Source organism: Desemzia sp. FAM 23988, from assembly GCF_045528365.1.
GTDB lineage: Bacteria > Bacillota > Bacilli > Lactobacillales > Carnobacteriaceae > Desemzia.
This window is the reverse complement of the sequence record NZ_JBGQQS010000005.1, coordinates 23,177-41,571: the sequence shown is the minus strand read 5'-3', so window position 1 is coordinate 41,571 and position 18,395 is coordinate 23,177. Positions and strand designations below refer to the sequence as shown.

Annotated in this window: 13 protein-coding genes; 10 read left to right on the top strand and 3 right to left on the bottom strand. The window is 38.4% G+C overall.

Annotated elements, in window-relative coordinates; all coding sequences use genetic code 11:
• Nucleotides 1-313 precede the first annotated feature (313 nt).
• The 4 genes from ACEN4L_RS04345 (at nucleotide 314) to ACEN4L_RS04330 (ending at nucleotide 6,100) form a co-directional block, all read left to right on the top strand.
• Nucleotides 314-2,074 carry an ABC transporter ATP-binding protein gene (locus ACEN4L_RS04345; protein WP_407096121.1) on the top strand — a complete coding sequence of 587 codons (1,761 nt, stop codon included), beginning with the start codon at nucleotides 314-316 and terminating at the stop codon, nucleotides 2,072-2,074.
• Nucleotides 2,061-3,842, top strand: coding sequence for an ABC transporter ATP-binding protein (locus ACEN4L_RS04340; RefSeq protein ID WP_407096120.1), 1,782 nt, complete (start codon nucleotides 2,061-2,063; stop codon nucleotides 3,840-3,842). The genes ACEN4L_RS04345 and ACEN4L_RS04340 overlap by 14 nt, the downstream gene beginning before the upstream one ends.
• A 538-nt stretch (nucleotides 3,843-4,380) precedes the next feature.
• Nucleotides 4,381-5,121, top strand: coding sequence for an acyl-[acyl-carrier-protein] thioesterase (locus ACEN4L_RS04335; RefSeq protein ID WP_407096119.1), 741 nt, complete (start codon nucleotides 4,381-4,383; stop codon nucleotides 5,119-5,121).
• Between the two features lie 100 nt (nucleotides 5,122-5,221).
• Nucleotides 5,222-6,100 (top strand): VOC family protein, encoded by an 879-nt coding sequence (locus ACEN4L_RS04330; RefSeq protein ID WP_407096118.1) that lies wholly within the window; start codon nucleotides 5,222-5,224, stop codon nucleotides 6,098-6,100.
• 73 nt (nucleotides 6,101-6,173) lie between these two features.
• On the opposite strand, the gene ACEN4L_RS04325 is transcribed toward ACEN4L_RS04330, so the two are convergent.
• Nucleotides 6,174-6,731, bottom strand: coding sequence for a hypothetical protein (locus ACEN4L_RS04325; RefSeq protein WP_407096117.1), 558 nt, complete (start codon nucleotides 6,729-6,731; stop codon nucleotides 6,174-6,176).
• Nucleotides 6,732-6,910: 179 nt separating this feature from the next.
• Here ACEN4L_RS04325 and ACEN4L_RS04320 point away from each other — a divergent pair, with 179 nt between their 5' ends.
• Complete coding sequence (locus tag ACEN4L_RS04320; RefSeq protein ID WP_407096116.1) at nucleotides 6,911-8,362, top strand: DEAD/DEAH box helicase; 1,452 nt, start codon at nucleotides 6,911-6,913, stop codon at nucleotides 8,360-8,362.
• 612 nt (nucleotides 8,363-8,974) lie between these two features.
• Here ACEN4L_RS04320 and ACEN4L_RS04315 read toward each other — a convergent pair.
• Nucleotides 8,975-10,603 (bottom strand): ABC-F family ATP-binding cassette domain-containing protein, encoded by a 1,629-nt coding sequence (locus tag ACEN4L_RS04315; RefSeq protein WP_407096115.1) that lies wholly within the window; start codon nucleotides 10,601-10,603, stop codon nucleotides 8,975-8,977.
• Nucleotides 10,604-11,069: 466 nt separating this feature from the next.
• On the opposite strand from ACEN4L_RS04315, the gene nrdD reads away from it, so the two are divergent.
• The 4 genes from nrdD to ACEN4L_RS04295 all read left to right on the top strand — a co-directional run bounded on the left by nrdD (nucleotide 11,070) and on the right by ACEN4L_RS04295 (nucleotide 15,581).
• Entirely contained in the window at nucleotides 11,070-13,262 is a 2,193-nt protein-coding gene (nrdD, locus tag ACEN4L_RS04310) for an anaerobic ribonucleoside-triphosphate reductase (RefSeq protein WP_407096114.1), read from the top strand.
• A 29-nt stretch (nucleotides 13,263-13,291) separates the two neighbouring features.
• On the top strand, nucleotides 13,292-13,861 hold the full coding sequence (nrdG, locus tag ACEN4L_RS04305; RefSeq protein WP_407096113.1) for an anaerobic ribonucleoside-triphosphate reductase activating protein: 570 nt from the start codon (nucleotides 13,292-13,294) through the stop codon (nucleotides 13,859-13,861).
• A 126-nt stretch (nucleotides 13,862-13,987) separates the two neighbouring features.
• Complete coding sequence (locus tag ACEN4L_RS04300; protein ID WP_407096112.1) at nucleotides 13,988-14,449, top strand: Dps family protein; 462 nt, start codon at nucleotides 13,988-13,990, stop codon at nucleotides 14,447-14,449.
• 160 nt (nucleotides 14,450-14,609) lie between these two features.
• Nucleotides 14,610-15,581: a phosphoglycerate dehydrogenase gene (locus ACEN4L_RS04295; RefSeq protein WP_407096111.1), complete on the top strand. Its 972-nt coding sequence runs from the start codon at nucleotides 14,610-14,612 to the stop codon at nucleotides 15,579-15,581.
• 53 nt (nucleotides 15,582-15,634) lie between these two features.
• On the opposite strand, the gene ACEN4L_RS04290 is transcribed toward ACEN4L_RS04295, so the two are convergent.
• Nucleotides 15,635-16,618, bottom strand: coding sequence for a LacI family DNA-binding transcriptional regulator (locus tag ACEN4L_RS04290; protein WP_407096110.1), 984 nt, complete (start codon nucleotides 16,616-16,618; stop codon nucleotides 15,635-15,637).
• A gap of 192 nt (nucleotides 16,619-16,810) precedes the next feature.
• On the opposite strand from ACEN4L_RS04290, the gene brnQ reads away from it, so the two are divergent.
• Complete coding sequence (gene brnQ, locus ACEN4L_RS04285; protein WP_407096109.1) at nucleotides 16,811-18,178, top strand: branched-chain amino acid transport system II carrier protein; 1,368 nt, start codon at nucleotides 16,811-16,813, stop codon at nucleotides 18,176-18,178.
• Nucleotides 18,179-18,395 lie beyond the last annotated feature (217 nt).

The following is an 18,395-nucleotide window of genomic DNA, read 5'->3' as shown; positions in this document are numbered from 1 at the left end:
TATAAAAAAGAAAAGATTTAAAGGCTTACCTGTTGCTAACGCGTTAGTTTATACTGTTTGACTAAACCAGCTCCTTATCTTTCGAAGCATCATCTTTCTAAGCGAGCTTCGAGCCTCAGCTCCTCGGAGAAAATCATCCCCTTTTTAGAGGACGAAAAGAGTCCTCTAAAAAGGGGATAGATTTTTCTATCGGAGCTAAACGAGGCTCGAAGCATCTGGTAATTTTATCCATTGTTTTTGTTTGTTATGTCCATTTTATGGGTGGTTGTTTTGGTTTATGATGTGGGTAATTGGTTGGGGAGGGGTGTGTTTTATGGCGAGTTTTCGTTGGGTTTGGGGATATATCAAACCTAGTAAACTGAATTGGATTTGGGCGAGTTTGTGGACGGTTATGGTAGCTTTGTTGAACATCGTGACGCCTTATATCGGCGGGATGATTGTAGATGAAGTGATTGATAATAAGCGTGGTTCTTTGTTGGTACCCTTATTGATTATCATGGTCGTCGCGACGGTATTGCGAACAGTATTGCGATATGTTTATCAAATGATGTTTGAAACGATCGGGCAGGAAGTTTTATTTCAAATTCGAGAAGATCTCTATGTCAAACTGCAAGAAATGGATTTCGTTTTCTTTAATACTACTCGTGTCGGGGATATCATGGCACGAATGACTGGGGATACAGATGCTATCCGGCATGCAGTTTCCTGGGTGTATTTTAACGTGCTGGACAATATTGTGCTTTTTATTTCCGCTATTGCTTTTTTAGGCGGAATTCAGTGGCGATTGATGCTGGCAATGCTGGTTGTCACGCCGTTTATTGGGATATTGACCGTCATGTTATCATCTCGGGCAAATGCAGCTTATTACGAGATTCGGGAAAGTTTTTCCAGATTAAACTCCATGGTAGAAGAGAATATCGGGGGGAACAAGGTCGTTAAGGCCTTTGCAAATGAAGACTATGAAACGAAAAAATTTAACAAACGAAATGAAGATTATAGAGAACGCAATTTATTTTCAGCTAAAATTTCGCGTACGTATTTGCCGGTATTGGAAACGTTGGCTGGCTTGCTGTCGGTGATCTCTATTGGATTAGGGGGATTCTTTGTTATTAGAGGGTTGATGACTGTTGGAGAACTAGTTGCATTCAATGGGCTGGTTTGGATGCTGAATGCCCCTATGCGGAATATTGGGGGATACATGAATGATTCGCAGCGTTTTATTACCGCGACGTATAAAATTCGAGAAATGCTGTCTGCTCAGCCGTTAATTCCTGTTGAGCTGCAGAGAAGAGAAAAACGCATCAAAGGAGAAGTAGAATTCCAAAACGTCTCTTTTGCTTTTGCGGATGACCCGGACAATAAAGTATTGGAGAACATTTCGCTGAAAGCTTCTCCTGGTCAAACGTTAGGGATTTTAGGAGAAACGGGCTCAGGGAAATCAACTTTAGTGAATCTCATTTCCCGCTTCTTTGATCCTACAGAAGGAATGGTATTGATCGATGGGGAAGACATAAAAAATTGGAATGTACGGGAATTGAGGAAAAATATTTCCATCGTCATGCAAGATGTGTTCTTGTTTTCCGATACGATCAAGAAAAATATTTCTTACGGGACACCTCAAGCTACATTTGAAAATGTTCGAAAAATGGCTCGAGTTGCTGATGCCAGTCCGTTTATTGAAAAAATGCCGGAACAGTACCAAACTTATTTAGGAGAAAGAGGGAGCGGATTGTCCGGTGGGCAGAAACAGCGGCTGTCGTTGGCACGTGGATTGATGAAAGATCCCTCTATTTTAATTCTCGATGATACGACTTCAGCAGTTGATATGGAAACTGAAGTGAAAATCCAAGAAGGAATGAAAAATGTGAGTTTTGCGAAGACGACTTTTATCATCGCAAACCGGATTTCATCTGTGAAAAATGCTGACGAGATTATTATTTTGTCTAAAGGGAAAATCATCGAACGAGGCAAGCACCAAGAACTGCTCCAAAAACAAGGGGCTTATTACGATATCTACAAAGAACAGCTTGGACGATCAGAGGTAGAGGAGGTATCCGAAGATGGCAGAGAATAGTTTTGAAGAGGACAAGCAGTTAGCAACCAAATTCAATAAAGAAGACTACAAAAGAATCGGAAAATATTTAACGCCGTACAAATTTTCCATCCTGAAAATATTTGCGGTCATCATCTTTTCCAATTTAGTTCTAGTCTTAGGACCTTTTTTAACCAGTATTGTTATTGATGAAACCATTCCAAATCAAGATAGAACCCAGCTTCTTTGGATTACGGTCCTGTATGCATTGGCTATTTTCTTTAATGGTGCTGCTGTACGATACCGATTGTACAACATTACTGAATTGGGGCAAAATGTGTTAAGGGATATGCGGTCTGATTTATTTAACCATTTGCAGCGGTTGTCATTTTCGTTTTACGATACACGGCCGCATGGGAAAATTTTAACTCGAGTGGTCAACTACATCAATACGTTAAGTGACTTACTGTCAAATGGGGTCATCAATGTATTGTCGGATATTTTAAGTATTGTGGTGACTTTGGTATTCATGTTCTCTCTAAATGTCACGTTGACGCTATACAGTTTTATTTTGTTGCCGGTTTTATTTGCGATTACAATGGTGATCAAAAATAAACAGCGGGTGGCTTATGATGAGCTGAGTATTGAACAAGCTAATTTAAATGCTTATATTCACGAAAGTATTGCTGGGATCAAAACGACGCAATCTTATACACGTGAAGGAATGAATTACGATATCTTTTCTAAATTTAGTGACAACCAACGAAAAGCTTGGATGAAAGCCGTTCGAATACAATTTCTATTGGGACCCTTTGTCCAAAACATTGCCACTATCACGATCGCTTTTATCTATTTTGCTGGGATCAGAGGATTAGGAGTGGATGTATCGACGGGGATTTTAATTGCTTTCGTCGGGTACGTGAACAACTTTTGGAATCCCATCATCAATTTAGGGAACTTTTACAACTCCTTGGTTTCGGGTTCGGTTTATTTGGAACGAGTGTTTGAATTGATGGATGTGGAACCCAGTATTAAAGACTCCGAAAATGCTTTTGAAATGCCGCCTGTAAAAGGAGATGTGGAATTCAAAGACGTGACTTTTGGGTACAAAGAGGGACAAACGATTTTTGAAGAATTGAATTTCCACGTAAAACCTGGTGAAACGATAGCGCTGGTAGGGCCGACTGGAGCAGGTAAGTCGACGATCACCAATTTGATCAGCCGCTTTTACGATGTGCAAAAAGGGGCTATTTTAATTGATGGTATTGACATACGGAATGTGACACTGGATTCATTGCGCAATCAAGTAGGGGTCATGTTGCAGGATACGTTTATCTTTTCGGGAACGATTTTAGATAATATTCGTTATGGGAAGTTGGATGCTACAAGCGAAGAAATTGTAGAAGCAGCCAAGATCGTTCGTGCTGAAGAGTTTATCGATAGTATGAAAAATGGTTATCGAACCGTTGTGCAAGAACGAGGCAGTACGTTGTCAGCTGGACAACGGCAATTGATTTCTTTCGCTAGAACGCTGCTGGCCGACCCAAAAGTGTTGATTTTGGATGAAGCAACATCCAGTATTGATACGCAAACAGAAATTCTTCTGCAAGAAGGGTTAGACCGCTTATTGGAAGGTCGAACAGCATTTATTGTAGCTCACCGTTTATCGACTATTCGAAACAGCGATCGTATCTTCTATATCGGCGATAAGAAAATATTGGAAGCGGGAAGTCATGAGGAATTGATGGCGAAAAAAGGATTATATTATCAACTGTATCGGACACAGTCTGATTTATTGCAAAAGGTATAAGTAAAAGCTGAATTTACCACTAGATTTTTTTCGACCATAACAGGCATGAATGAAGAAATTCATTCATGTCTATTTGTATGAGAAAATCACTGATAAATCTTCTGAATAAAGAAAAAAAGGATTAGGATACACTTTTTTAGATTCTTATTGGGTTTGACAGTGAAGTAACGTGTCTCTATTTAACAAAACGCTAGGATTTTAGGGTTGGATTATGAAGTAGTGTGTCTCTACTTAACAAACCACTTGGATTTTAGGATTGTATTGTTCAGTAACGTGACTTTACTTAATAAATCGCTAGGATTTTAGGATTGGATTATGAGGTAACGTGTCTCTACTGAATAATTTACTGTGATTAGTGGATTGGATTATTCAGTAGATCGACTCTAGCGAACAAACCCCTGCGATTTCTGGGCCAGATTGTGAGCTAGAGGACTTTCTAAACTCTAGACGCATGGCATAGAAGCAAAACGTCTTACTCCACGTTCTATTTTTTTATGGTATTCTTATTGGTATGAATATAAGGAAATGAGGACATCAAATGAGTGGAAAAATTTATGAAGCAAAACATCTAGTGAAATATTATGAGTGTGATACCAACAAGAAAATGACATTGCCAATGCTGGTCAACATCATGATCCATACTTCAGGCGAACAAAGTCATTTATTAGGTGTTGGGGACGATGTTGTAAATGAAATGGGATTGTCGTGGGTTATTTTACAATATGAAATGAACTTTAAGCGAGTACCTGAATTTGCTGAAGAAGTGACGATCACAACACAAGCATTGTCCTACAATAAGCTGTTTTGTTACCGTGAATTCAAAGTCTACGGTGCAAATGGAGAAGAGTGCGTTACTGCTAAAACAACTTTTGCTTTGATTGATAGAGAAAAACGGAAAATGGCACGTATTCCAGAAGAAATTGTGGCACCATATGAGGTTGAATTTAATAAAAAATTGGTGCGTACAGCTAAACCGGAAAAAGTAGGAACTGAAGCAACTTCAACTGAGTATCGGGTACGTTTCTTAGATATCGATCGCAATCAGCACGTCAACAATTCAAAATATTTTGATTGGGCGCTAGATACATTAGACTACGAATTTTTAACATCTCATGACTTAGACTACGTCAATATTAAATTTGAAAAAGAAGTTCATTATGGAAATATGATTACAAGTTCCGTCAGTGTGATTGAATTAGAAGATGGAAGAATATCTACGGCGCACAAAATCACTACTGGCGAGACCGTGAATTGTGAACTGAGCATCATTTGGAAATAATAAGGGCTGAAAAAAGCAAATTATCCTTGTAATTAATGTGTCTGTCCTTTACACTTGTAAAAAGTAAGTAAATAAACAGGGTATATGAAAGGATAGAGAGATGTTTAAATTAAATGAGAATACAAAAATTGGAAAAGTAGTATTGAATGTTGAAAATTTAGAGAATATGAAAAATTTCTACAATCTATCTATTGGATTAGATATCAAATCAGAATCGGCTAAAGAAGTTTCTTTTGGACCGCATGGTGAAGATAAAGTGCTTTTGACATTGCAGGAAGTACCTGCTTCAGGAGAAAGAGGTCGTTTTGCTGGGTTATACCACTTAGCTCTTCTATTGCCGTCTAGAAAAGATCTAGGAGAAATCTTGTATCATTTATTGACTGCAAAATATCCACTAACAGGAGCTAGTGATCATGGTTATAGTGAAGCTCTTTATTTAGATGATCCAGAAGGAAATGGCGTAGAAATCTACTGTGACAAACCAGTAAGCGAATGGGATATTCGTGAAACGGGTGAGATCGCTGGAGTTACAGAACCAATGGATGCAGAAGGCGTAATTGCTGAAGCTAAAGAAGCTTTCAAAGGTATGCCGGCTGGAACTTATATGGGACACGTTCACTTATTTGTTTCAGATTTGCAAAAAACAGAAGACTTTTACCAAGATCTATTAGGATTTGATTTGAAATACAACTTCGGTTCGCAAGCGAAATTCTTCGCCGCCGGATTGTACCACCACCAAATCGGTTCTAATGTCTGGGCAGGTACAAATATCCCTGCAGCACCTGAAGGAACAAGAGGAATGGACTACTACACTATCGAATTGGACTCTGTCGAAGATTTTGCTAAAGTAAAAGAAGCCTTGGATGAAAAAGCTTATGCTTACACATTAGATGAAGCAGCCAATACGATTGCCTTAGATGATCCAAACGGCATCCATATCGTTATTGAAGTAGCGCAGAAAGTAAAAAAAGGCGTTTAGCCTATCAGCTTTGATTAAACAAGAACGGCAAAAAAGCCAGAGGACAAATGTTCTCTGGCTTTTTTGGCATTTATTAAGATTCACTCGGATCTCTAGGAGTTCCTGGTGAAAATGGAATACTTTGCTCATTAGTGGTTTGTTCCTTGTTAGAAGTTTTTGCTGGAATATTATCTAGTGAAGGATCTTCATTCGTATCAGCAGGCTTTCCTCTATACGCTTCAGATACTTCACCAATGTTTGAAAGCGTAGGATCGTCTTTTGATTTGATCGGCGAACGGTTTAAGTCTGTACCTTTTCCATTCGTACCTGCTCTTTGTTCAGATAAAATAACGTAACCGCCATTTTTGATAGTTTTATTGTACCGTTCGGTTGTATCAGCATCTAAATCATATGCACCAAGCGGGTTGTTTTCATCACCGTAATTGAATAATTTCGGGTGCCCTTTTTCTACTCCTTTTTTGTCTGCTACCGGATCTACATTTGCTATAGTAAGAGATTCTAAAGCGCCTTTATTTGCGCTGTTGGTTACGACAATAATGTCTGATGAGGTGTACCCATCGGTTAATAAATGTTCTATTTCAGCAGCAGTTTCTTCTACAGAGATATATCCACCTATTACTTTTTTGACCATTGTACGAATTCCTCCTTTATTTAGCTTATGTTCATTTACAATAGTAACAAAATTTGGAAGCGAACCCAAATGATTGAATTGTGTCCGAAAAGTCACGGAGTAGAAGATAACTCTCAGAATCCTTATACATCTAAGCGAAATCCTGTTATACTGTAAAAAAAAGAACGAAAGAGGCTAACATGAATAAAGAAACTAGTTTTAAAGATTTTGCAATCAGCTCTGAAATAGTAGAGGCCGTAACAGATCTTCGTTATTACCACCCAACAGCAGTCCAAGAAAGAGTCATCCCTGTTGCATTACAAGGAGAAGACATTATTGTTGAAGCTCAAACGGGCAGTGGGAAAACCGTCAGTTATGGAGTACCATTAGTAGAAAAGGTAGAATGGGCAGAAAATAAACCTCAAGCTTTAGTTTTAACTCCTACAAGAGAACTTGCGACACAAGTAAAAGAAGATTTAACCAATATTGGACGATTTAAACGTGTTAAAGTCGCGGCAGTATTTGGAAAATCCTCTTTTAAAAAACAACAATTAGAATTGAAACAAAAAAATCATATTGTAGTCGGTACTCCAGGGAGATTACTGGATCATTTGCAAAAAGGAACCTTGAGCTTGGAAAAAGTTCGTTACCTAGTGTTGGATGAAGCAGATGAAATGTTGAATATGGGGTTCATTGAACAAGTAGAATCGATTATTGAATTTGTACCGAAAGAACGCCAAACATTACTATTCTCGGCCACTATGCCAGAAGAAGTGGCGCGACTAGCCGGTTTCTACATGCGTGAAGAAAAAGCATCTATTCAAATTGAAACAGCAGAAGGCAGCAAACCGAACATTCACCAGTCATTTGTGAAAGTGCAAGAAGAAGAGAAAGAACGTCAGCTTCTGAACTTGTTGACGGTTGAAAATCCGGATAACTGCATGATTTTCTGTAATACGCAAGCAGCTGTAAACGAGGTACACAGTTTCTTGAGCAAGGCAGGATTGCCGATTGATAAGCTTCACGGTGGAATGTATCAAGATGACCGATTTGATGTGATGAAAGATTTTAAAGAAGGTCGTTTCCGTTATTTAGTAGCGACCGATGTAGCTGCTAGAGGGATCGATGTGGATAACGTGACTCATGTCATCAACTACGACGTTCCTGTGGAGAAAGAAAGTTTTGTCCACCGTACTGGTCGTACTGGCCGCGCTGGAAAAAGTGGATTGGCGTTAACAATGGTAACTCCAAAACAAATGAGCTGGTGGAGAGAAGTTAAGGAATATACCCATCAAACATTTGAAGAAATTCCAATGCCAAATGCTCGATTAGTACAACGTCATCAACGCGCATTCGATGAAAAAATCGCTACACGTCCACCTTTGAAACGTCCGCGTGAAAAAGAACTGAACAAAAACATTACTAAAGTTTATTTCAATGGCGGTAAAAAGAAAAAACTGCGTGCTGTCGATTTTGTTGGAACGATCGCCAAAATCCCTGGAATCAATGCAGAAGATATCGGGATCATTACGATCCAAGAAGGCTCGACTTATGTGGAGATCTTGAATGGTAAAGGACAACTTGTGATTGAAGCAATGAAGACCAGAACGATCAAAGGAAAACAATTAAAAGTTTTTAAAGCAAAAAAATAAAATCATGGAGTATGGCTTGTGAGCTGCCATGCGCAATTTGCATAGGAATAGAGTCATGAGGATTTTAATCGCTGTATTTGCCGAAGAGCCCGTCCAGAAAAATTCTGGACGGGCTCTTCGGCATCTTTATCTTGAACAAATAGGCTTGATTGAGAAGACGAATAAGGTCTATCTCAGAAGAAAAAGCCCCTTATTAGTCAAGTGGGAATTTATGTGAAGCTCGCTTGATCAGCAAACCAGTACTCTATGATAATTGAACTCCCTCTTAGTACCATATTTCACTGTTTGAAAGCACTATATGGTAGTTGAACACCTGTTTAGTACCCTATCTCACTGTTTGAAAGCACGATATGGTAGTTGAGCATCTTACTAGTACCGTATCTTTCTGTTTGAAAGCACGGTATGGTAGTTGAGCACCTTACTAGTACCGTAACTTTCTGTTTGACAGTTTTATTAGTCAAGTGGGAATTTATGTGAAGCTCACTTGATCAGTAATCTACTTTTATAGATAGATAAACAGAAAAAGCACTCCCGCTACTGAATAATTTTTCAGTAACGGGAGTGCTTTTTAGTGAGAGGTTTTTTGTCCTAATTCTCAATAATTAGTCTAGATTATTTTGCGTAAAGTTCTGCGATTTGTTTTTGAACTGTTTCATTGTCCAAGAATTCATCGTAAGTGGTTTCCGCACGGTCAACAACTCCGTTTGGTGTCACTTCAATAATGCGGTTCGCGATTGTTTGGATAAATTGGTGGTCATGTGAACTAAATAGTAATGAACCTTTGAAAGCGATCAAGCCATTGTTCAATGCTGTAATAGATTCTAAGTCCAAGTGATTAGTAGGGTCATCCATTACCAATACGTTGGCTTTACTTAACATCATTTTAGACAACATACAACGAACTTTTTCTCCCCCTGAAAGGACAGAGACTTCTTTCAGTACTTCTTCACCAGAGAACAACATACGTCCTAAGAAGCTGCGTAAGAATGTATTGTCACTTTCTTCTTTAGAAGCATACTGACGCAACCAGTCAACGATCGTTAACTTGCCATTTGCAAATTCAGCTGAATTGTCTTTTGGTAAATAAGATTGAGAAGTGGTAACTCCCCATTTGATCGTACCTGAATCAGGTTCCATTTCACCCATAATGATTTTGAAGAGAGTTGTGATAGCAATATCGCTTTCTCCTGTGAAGGCTACTTTGTCATCTTTGTTCAAACTAAAGCTGATGTTGCTCAAAATTTGTTTGCCATCGATAGATTTAGAAATGTTTTCCACACGCAATAAGTCATTTCCAATTTCGCGTTCAGGTTCGAAGCCGACAAATGGGTAACGGCGAGTAGAAGGTTGGATATCATCCAAAGTAATTTTTTCCAGTGTTTTCTTACGAGAAGTTGCTTGTTTCGATTTAGAAGCATTTGCACTGAATCGAGCAATAAAGTCTTGTAGTTCTTTTACTTTTTCTTCTTTTTTCGCGTTTTGGTCAGCTTGCAATTTAGCAGCTAGTTGACTAGACTCCAACCAGAAGTCATAGTTTCCAACGTACAATTTAATTTTACCAAAGTCTACGTCACACATATGTGTACAGACTTTATTCAAGAAGTGGCGGTCATGAGAAACAACGATGACCGTATTTTGAAAATTGATTAAGAACTCTTCCAACCATTCGATAGACTTTTTATCCAATCCATTGGTAGGCTCATCCAATAATAGAACATCTGGTTTGCCAAATAAAGCTTGAGCTAATAAGACTTTCACTTTTTGTCCACCAGATAATTCACTCATTTTTAGGTAATGCAAGTCTTCTTGAATGCCTAACCCTTGTAGTAATGTAGCTGCTTCAGGTTCAGCTTCCCAACCATTTAAATCTGCAAATTCTCCTTCAAGTTCGGCAACTTTGATGCCGTCTTCGTCAGAAAAATCAGGTTTCATATAAATAGCATTTTTTTCTTGCATAATGTCATACAAGCGTTTGTGGCCCATAATAACAGTGTCTAAAACCGTTTGGTCTTCATAATCATAATGGTTTTGTTTTAAGGTTGCCATACGTTCATCTGCAGCCATAGAAATATTCCCGGTAGATGGTTGGATTTCACCAGATAAAATTTTTAAAAAGGTTGATTTTCCAGCACCATTTGCTCCAATCAAGCCATAACAATTCCCTGGAGTGAATTTTAAATTCACTTCATCAAATAATTTACGATCAGGAAATTGCAAACTTACGTCCGATACAGTGATCATTAATTTATTCCCTCTATTCTTTATATTGTCGCAGGTCAACTAGTTGTATGTCTCCGGCTTCCAATTTTTTGTTGATCGCGCAACAGAAATTTAAAGTAGAACTCCACAACCAGTAAAAGCCCGATTAGTTCAACTAACATTCAGCGGAGTAAATTGCACCACTAAATGAAGTCTCACTTTATCTGCATAATTTTAGCATACTAATATTTAGAAAGCGATAGTATTGTGCTTTTTCTCATATTCAATAGTAACAATTTGTTCAAAATGAATGAAGATAAGATGGATACAGGACAGAGGGAATTTAATTTAAAATTGGTCAAATGTTATTGCTATTTTTATTTGTGATGTTTATAATATGGTTATCCATATATAGATTGTTTTATTGGATTTACATACTATATATAGTGTTTAGTAGGATTTTAAATATGTTAATAAATGAACTAATTAATAGTGAGTGGGGTAAAAAATGATGAGTCCATTAGTTGTTACGACGAAAAATGAGATGCTGAATGTGATCAAACGAGATGATCGGATGATACCGTATGACCTCGATAAAATAATGAATGCTTTGATGAAGTGTTCATTACAAGTAGAAAATCTGGTAGATGAGTTCCGCATGACTAAAATTTACACTTTAGCTTTGCAAATCGACCACGAAATAGCTCATCGCTTCAAAGAAGACATCAAAATTTATGAAATACAAAGCATTGTGGAACACTGTTTAGTGGAAGCTGGGGAAACTAAGATGGCCGAAGCTTACATCCATTACCGGAGTATGCGGGATATTGAGCGACAACAGTCCACAGATGTCAATCAGTCGATCAACAAGCTGCTTTCACGAGACGAGACCGTTATCAATGAAAATGCGAATAAAGACAGTAAAGTGTTCAATACTCAACGTGATTTGACAGCAGGAAGTGTAGCCAAAGCAATCGGATTGCAAATGCTGCCTAAGCATGTAGCAAATGCCCACTTAAAAGGAAATATCCATTTTCACGATTTGGATTATCAACCTTACTCACCAATGACAAACTGTTGTTTGATCGATTTTAAAAACATGTTTGAAAACGGTTTTAAAGTTGGGAATGCAGAGGTGGAATCACCAAAATCGATCAATACGGCTACAGCCCAAATGGCACAAATCATTGCCAATGTTGCTTCTAGTCAGTATGGCGGATGCAGCGCCGATCGGGTAGATGAATTGTTGGCGCCTTATGCGGAAAAGAATTACCAAAAGCATATAGCAGATGCAGAATATTGGATCGATGGAAAAGAAAGAAAACACAAATATGCATTTGCTAAAACCAAAAAAGATATTTATGATGCTATGCAAAGCTTAGAGTATGAAATCAATACCCTTTATTCGTCTAACGGACAAACTCCTTTTACAACACTGGGATTTGGACTAGGAACGAATGAATTTGAACGAGAGATTCAAAAGGCGATTCTACAAGTGCGTATTGAAGGGTTGGGAAAAGAAAAAAGAACCGCTATTTTTCCAAAACTGGTCTTTACATTACGTCGTGGAGTGAATTTAGAGGCGCAAGACCCTAATTATGATGTGAAGGCATTAGCAGTTGAATGCAGCACTAAGCGGATGTATCCGGATGTTCTTAGCTACGATAAAATCGTTGAATTGACAGGCAGTTTTAAAGCTCCAATGGGGTGCCGTTCTTTTTTACAAGGCTGGCAAGATGAAAATGGAAATGAAGTAAATTCCGGGCGTATGAATTTAGGCGTGGTAACGTTAAATCTGCCGCGCATTGCTCTTGAATCGAATGGAGACAAAGCGAAATTCTGGAATGTGTTCAGCGAGCGTATGCAGGTCGTGAAAGATGCTTTAGTTTATCGCATTGGTCGAGTAAAAGAAGCGACACCAGAAAATGCGCCTATTTTGTACAAATATGGTGCATTTGGCACGCGCTTAAGTGATGAAGACGCAGTGGATGAAGTCTTTAAACACAAACGCTGCACGGTTTCGATCGGATACATCGGGTTATATGAAGTCGCGACTGTTTTCTATGGTCCAAATTGGGAAACCAACAAAGAAGCTAAAGAATTTACTATAGAGATAGTGCGTCAAATGAAGCAAAATGCTGACGTTTGGGCTGCTGAATACGATTATCACTTTAGTGTTTATTCTACGCCTTCTGAAAGTTTAACAGATCGTTTTTGCCGATTGGACAAACAGAAATTTGGAGAAATCGCTTGTATTACTGATAAAGAATATTATACCAATAGTTTTCATTATGATGTGCGCAAACAACCGACTCCATTTGAAAAAATCGAGTTTGAAAAAGTCTATCCGCAGTATTGTTCCGGCGGCTTTATCCATTATTGCGAGTATCCAGTACTGCGTCAGAATCCAAAAGCTCTGGAAGCCGTATGGGATTTTGCGTACGACCGAATAGGTTATCTAGGTACGAATACTCCTATCGATCATTGTTACAAATGTGGGTACAATGGCGAATTTGAACCAACCGCTAAAGGTTTCCAGTGCCCAGCGTGCTTCAATACAGACCCAATGACTTGTGATGTGGTAAAACGGACTTGCGGGTATTTAGGGAATCCGCAACAACGCCCAATGGTCCATGGACGTCATGAAGAAATCGCGGCGCGTAAGAAACACATTACAGATGAACGCACTTATCTTGTTTAAAAGCATAATGAGTGGAGGAGGACGATAAAATGGCGCCTAGAATTCCACAGCAGCCAAAACCTAAAGCTTGGCTGTCTGAAAAGTGGACCCAGAAAAAAATAGCGGACTATAAACCCTTTAATTTTGTGGATGGAGAAGGTATTCGATGCAGTGTTTACGTCAGCGGATGCTTGTTCAACTGCCCGGGCTGTTACAATAAAATCGCTCAAGATTTTTCATACGGAGTAGAATACACACAACAACTAGAAGATCAAATTATTGCTGATCTAGGACAGACTTATGTCCAAGGGTTAACTTTGTTAGGCGGGGAGCCGTTCTTGAATACGCCAGTATTGCTGCAATTATGTGAGCGTGTACGACAAGAATTCGGCCGAACAAAAGATATCTGGTCGTGGACAGGTTACAAATGGGAGAATCTGCAACAGGAGTCTGCGGATAAGTTAGCTTTACTCCATTATGTGGATGTCTTAGTAGATGGTCCTTTTATCTTAGCTGAGAAAGATTTAACGAAAGCCTTCCGTGGAAGCCGTAACCAACGGATCATTGATGTAGCCAAGACGAAATCAACCGGTGAAATAGTCCTTTATATTGATGATTGATTATGGTTGATAAAAAGATCAAAATTTTTGTAAAAAAGAATGGTTTTAATTGACAAATTATATGGGTTTGTTTATAATAATTATAAGGTAATAGAAAAACTAAACAAAAACAAGGAGGATTTTTTCATGGCAAATCAAGAAGTACAAGAGTATTTGAACAACACAGTAGCAACATTGGGTGTATTTTATACGAAATTACATCAACATCATTGGTACGTAAAAGGATCTCACTTCTATACACTGCATGAAAAATTTGAAGAATTGTATGATTCAGTTAATGAAGTTTTCGATGAAGTAGCTGAACGGTTGATCACGATCGGCGGTAAGCCTTACTCTACATTGAAAGAATTTATAGATCACTCAGCTATTCAAGAAAGTCCTTATACAACAGAAAAAGCGGCTACTGAAATGGTGGAAGCAGTTGTGGCTGATTTAAGATTATTAGCAGATAGTTTAACAAAAGGAATCGAATTAACGGGTGAAGCTGGAGACGACGTGACACAAGACTTATTGATCGGGTATAAGACCGATGTGGACAAAAACATTTGGATGTACCAAGCGTTCTTAGGAGAAAGCCCAGTAGAATAACCATTTATTAAAGAGGTCAGGAAAACAAACATTCCTGGCCTTTTTTTTTCAGGTCTTGCAAAATCCTTTATTGATTCAATGAATAGGAAAGATTTCTTTTCTAATAGGAAGAAAAATGACATAATAGAGTTGAAGTCGAGTTTGAATAGGGGGATAACGAATGAACGAAAAAGGTATTTGGTTATTGAATGAAATGAAACCCGAGCACTTTAAAAAGGCGCAAGAAATAGCACCTGATTATGACTTGATTAAAGGGTGGGAGGAAAACAGTGAACTGGATTACCCTGTAGAAAAGATTGAAGTTGTTTACGGATGGGATAAAGACAAAGTACAAAAAGCAGGCTTATTCGATACAGAAGATAGCCAATTAAAATGGATACAAGCCAGTTCAGCTGGAGTGGATTACATGGACTTGACTCATTTGGAAGAACAAAAAATCTTGTTAACGAACGCTAGCGGTATTCACAGCGTACCTATTGCGGAATCCGTATTCGGGATGTTGTTGGCATATGGAAGAAAAATCCAGCAAGCCGTTATAGATCAGACGCAACATGTTTGGAGAAAAGAGCAGGTACTGATGGAGTTGTCTGGTAAAACGATCATGATCGTAGGAACTGGGCACATTGGTAAAGAAGTAGGGCGCTTGGCAAAAGCCTTCAATATGAATACGATCGGTATCAATCGAAGTGGTAGAGAAGTAGAGAACATGGATGCGATCTATCAACAACCTGACTTAACAGATCATGTGGAAAAAGCAGACATTGTAGTCAATATTTTACCGTTAACTTCTGAAACAGAACATTACTTCGATGAGAAAATTTTTTCTCAAATGAAAGAGGGAACTATCCTTGTAAATGTTGGACGCGGCCCGACAGTGAAGACAGAAGATTTGATCCAAGCTTTGGATAATGGAAAAGTGGCTTTTGCGGGATTAGACGTTTTCGAAGCGGAGCCGCTGGAAAACGACAGTCCTTTATGGGATAGAAACGATGTGTTGATCACACCGCATATCTCAGGAAATGCTGAACACTACAATACACGCTTATTTGATATTTTTGAAGAGAATCTACAGGCATATATTGCCAAAAAAGAGTTGCCGAAAAACTTAGTCGATTATGAAAAAAGTTATTAAACAAACAGGGCATTTACTTCAGCTTTCATTAAAGCTGAAGTAAATGCCCTATTTTAGTGAATCAGCGGTTTTGTAGATCCTCTTTGAATCAACTTAAAATCAAGAGATTGCAAAGGCTGCTCTTTTTTTGTCAGTCGTTGGTAAATCAAATGGAAGGCATTCACAGCTTGTAAATCAACCGGATAATCGATAGTGGTGATGTCCAACATTTCAGATAAGAAAATATTGTCAAATCCGATGATGGAATAGTCTTTCCCAGCAACATAGCCTAAATGCATGGCCTCAGCTACAAACCCAGCTGCTACCGAATCAGAAGCACACATAAAAGCATCTGGTTTTTCTGCTTGAAGATCAAACCAGCGAGCTGCTGTTGCGCCATCTTTTGTACCGGATAAGTTGATAAACAATGTGGGATCATGGGATTCTAAAGCATATTTATCGGTAAATTCTTTAAAAACCGCTATTCTCGTTTGGGTATTTAAGCCAAATTCACTACTATACAAGTTAATGATTTTACGGCATCCGCTTTGGTACAAATGCTCCAGTCCTAATAAATACCCTTGATATTGATCTATGTAAACGGAAGGAATAACCGCTGATTCCACACGATTTAAGGTTACGATAGGCCCATATTTTACATATTGTTCAATAACGTCCCATTCATTGGTTCGGTAAAGCAGAAAAATACCGTCTAATTGTTTGCTTTTCAACATTTCTAAGGCGTCCAGTTCTTTTTGTTTGTCGTGACTGGTGATAAAAATAGTGACTGAGTAACCTTCTTTTTGGGCTTCCAGAGTGAAGCTTCGCAACAAGAAGGTAGCCGTATCAAAAAAGTCAGTTGATACGATGCCAATAGTTTTTGTTGAGCCTTTTTTTAACGAGACCGCTTGGCTGTTTGGAACGTAATCCAATTCTTTGATCGCTTGGTCAACGATTCTTTTGGTCTCTTTACTGACATAACCATTTTTATTGATGACTCTGGATACCGTTGCAGAGGATACTTTCGCTAATTGAGCGATATCTTGAATGTTTGTCATATTCGGTTCGATTCCTTTCGCTTAGCACGTAATGAATGTTGCAAAAGCTATTACCCTTAGTATAACAAAGTAAACGTAAAATGAAATAGATAGAAAATTCAGAATTGTTACCCTTACATAAAAAGATTTGTTGTTTCGAGACAGAAAAAAAGTTATTATAGGTGGAAATAACAAGATTGAAGGGAGAACAGAATGAGAAATGAAACTAAATTAACAACTGCTTCTTATTTGACAATAGGTTCGATGTTGTTTGGATTGTTTTTTGGAGCAGGAAATCTAATTTTTCCCGTTCATATGGGGCAACTTGCCGGGTCTAACGTGCATTCAGCTATTATTGGTTTTTTGATTACAGGAATTGGGCTGCCTTTTTTAGGTATTGTAGCAATGGGGATCACAAACAGCGATAGTTTATTTGATTTAGCCAGCCGCGTCCATCCATTATACGCTTATTTTATGACGGTGGCTCTTTATTTAACAATCGGACCATTTTTTGCAACACCTCGTCTGGCAACGACGTCATTTGAAGTGGGATTTGCACCATATATTGCTGAAGGGTATCAAACGGTTGCTTTAGCCATTTTTACTCTGTTATTTTTCGGGACAGCTTTGGTGTTGTCTTTGAAACCAGCAAAAATTTTAGATTATGTTGGAAAAATACTAAATCCGCTCTTTTTGATTTTCTTAGGAATTCTGATCGTAACGGCTTTTTTCAAGCCCTTAGGAAATATTAGTGATGTTCCGGTTTTAGAAACATATACGACAACGCCTTTTGTAAATGGATTTTTAGAAGGCTACAATACGATGGATGCCTTAGCTTCATTGGCTTTTGGTGTTATCGTGATTCAAGCTATTAAAGGTCTTGGTGTGACAAAACCATCTCAAATTGCTATGGATACAGTTAAGTCAGGTTTATTAAGTGTCCTATTGATGGGAGTCATTTATACTTGCTTAGCTTATTTAGGAACAATGAGTGTCGGACAATTTCCTGTTTCAGAAAACGGAGGAATTGCGTTAGCTCAAATCTCCAACTATTATTTTGGAACATTCGGCAGTATTTTACTAGCTATTATTGTAACAGTAGCTTGTTTGAAAACAGCGATTGGCTTGATCACTTCCGGTTCAGAAACTTTTTATGAACTGTTTCCTCAGTTATTGAGTTATAGAGGGTACGTTGTTCTATTGAGTGTTGTTTCAGGTGTGATTGCAAATGTGGGACTAACCAGTATTATTGCGTACTCCTTACCGGTATTGATGTTCTTGTATCCCTTAGCGATCACGTTGATCCTACTGGCTATTTTTTCGCCATTATTTAAACATCGTCAAATCGTATATGTTTGTGCCACTCTATTCACGTTGCCGATCAGTATGGTAGATTTTTTAAAAGCAGCACCAGCTTTTATCAGTGACCTGAATTGGGTACAAAATATGCTGACTTTCTTAAACGAAAACTTGCCTCTGTTTGAAGTTGGTCTTGGTTGGTTGATTCCATCTTTGATCGGGTTTTTAGTAGGTTGGGGATTAAGCTTGTTTACTAGACCGCTTCGAAAGCGCAACAAATAAGTAAAAAAGATTCCACGAAACCGACTCCCAAACGTTAGATTTTATTCTAACTTTTGGGAGTCGGTTTTTTATTTATCGAGTGAGCACTCGTTTAAAGCCCACTTGACTAGTAAACCTGTTTTATTCATCAAGTGAGCACTCGTTTAAAGCCCACTTGACCAGTAAACCTGTTTTATTTATCGAGTGAGCACTCGTTTAAAGCCCACTTGACCAGTAA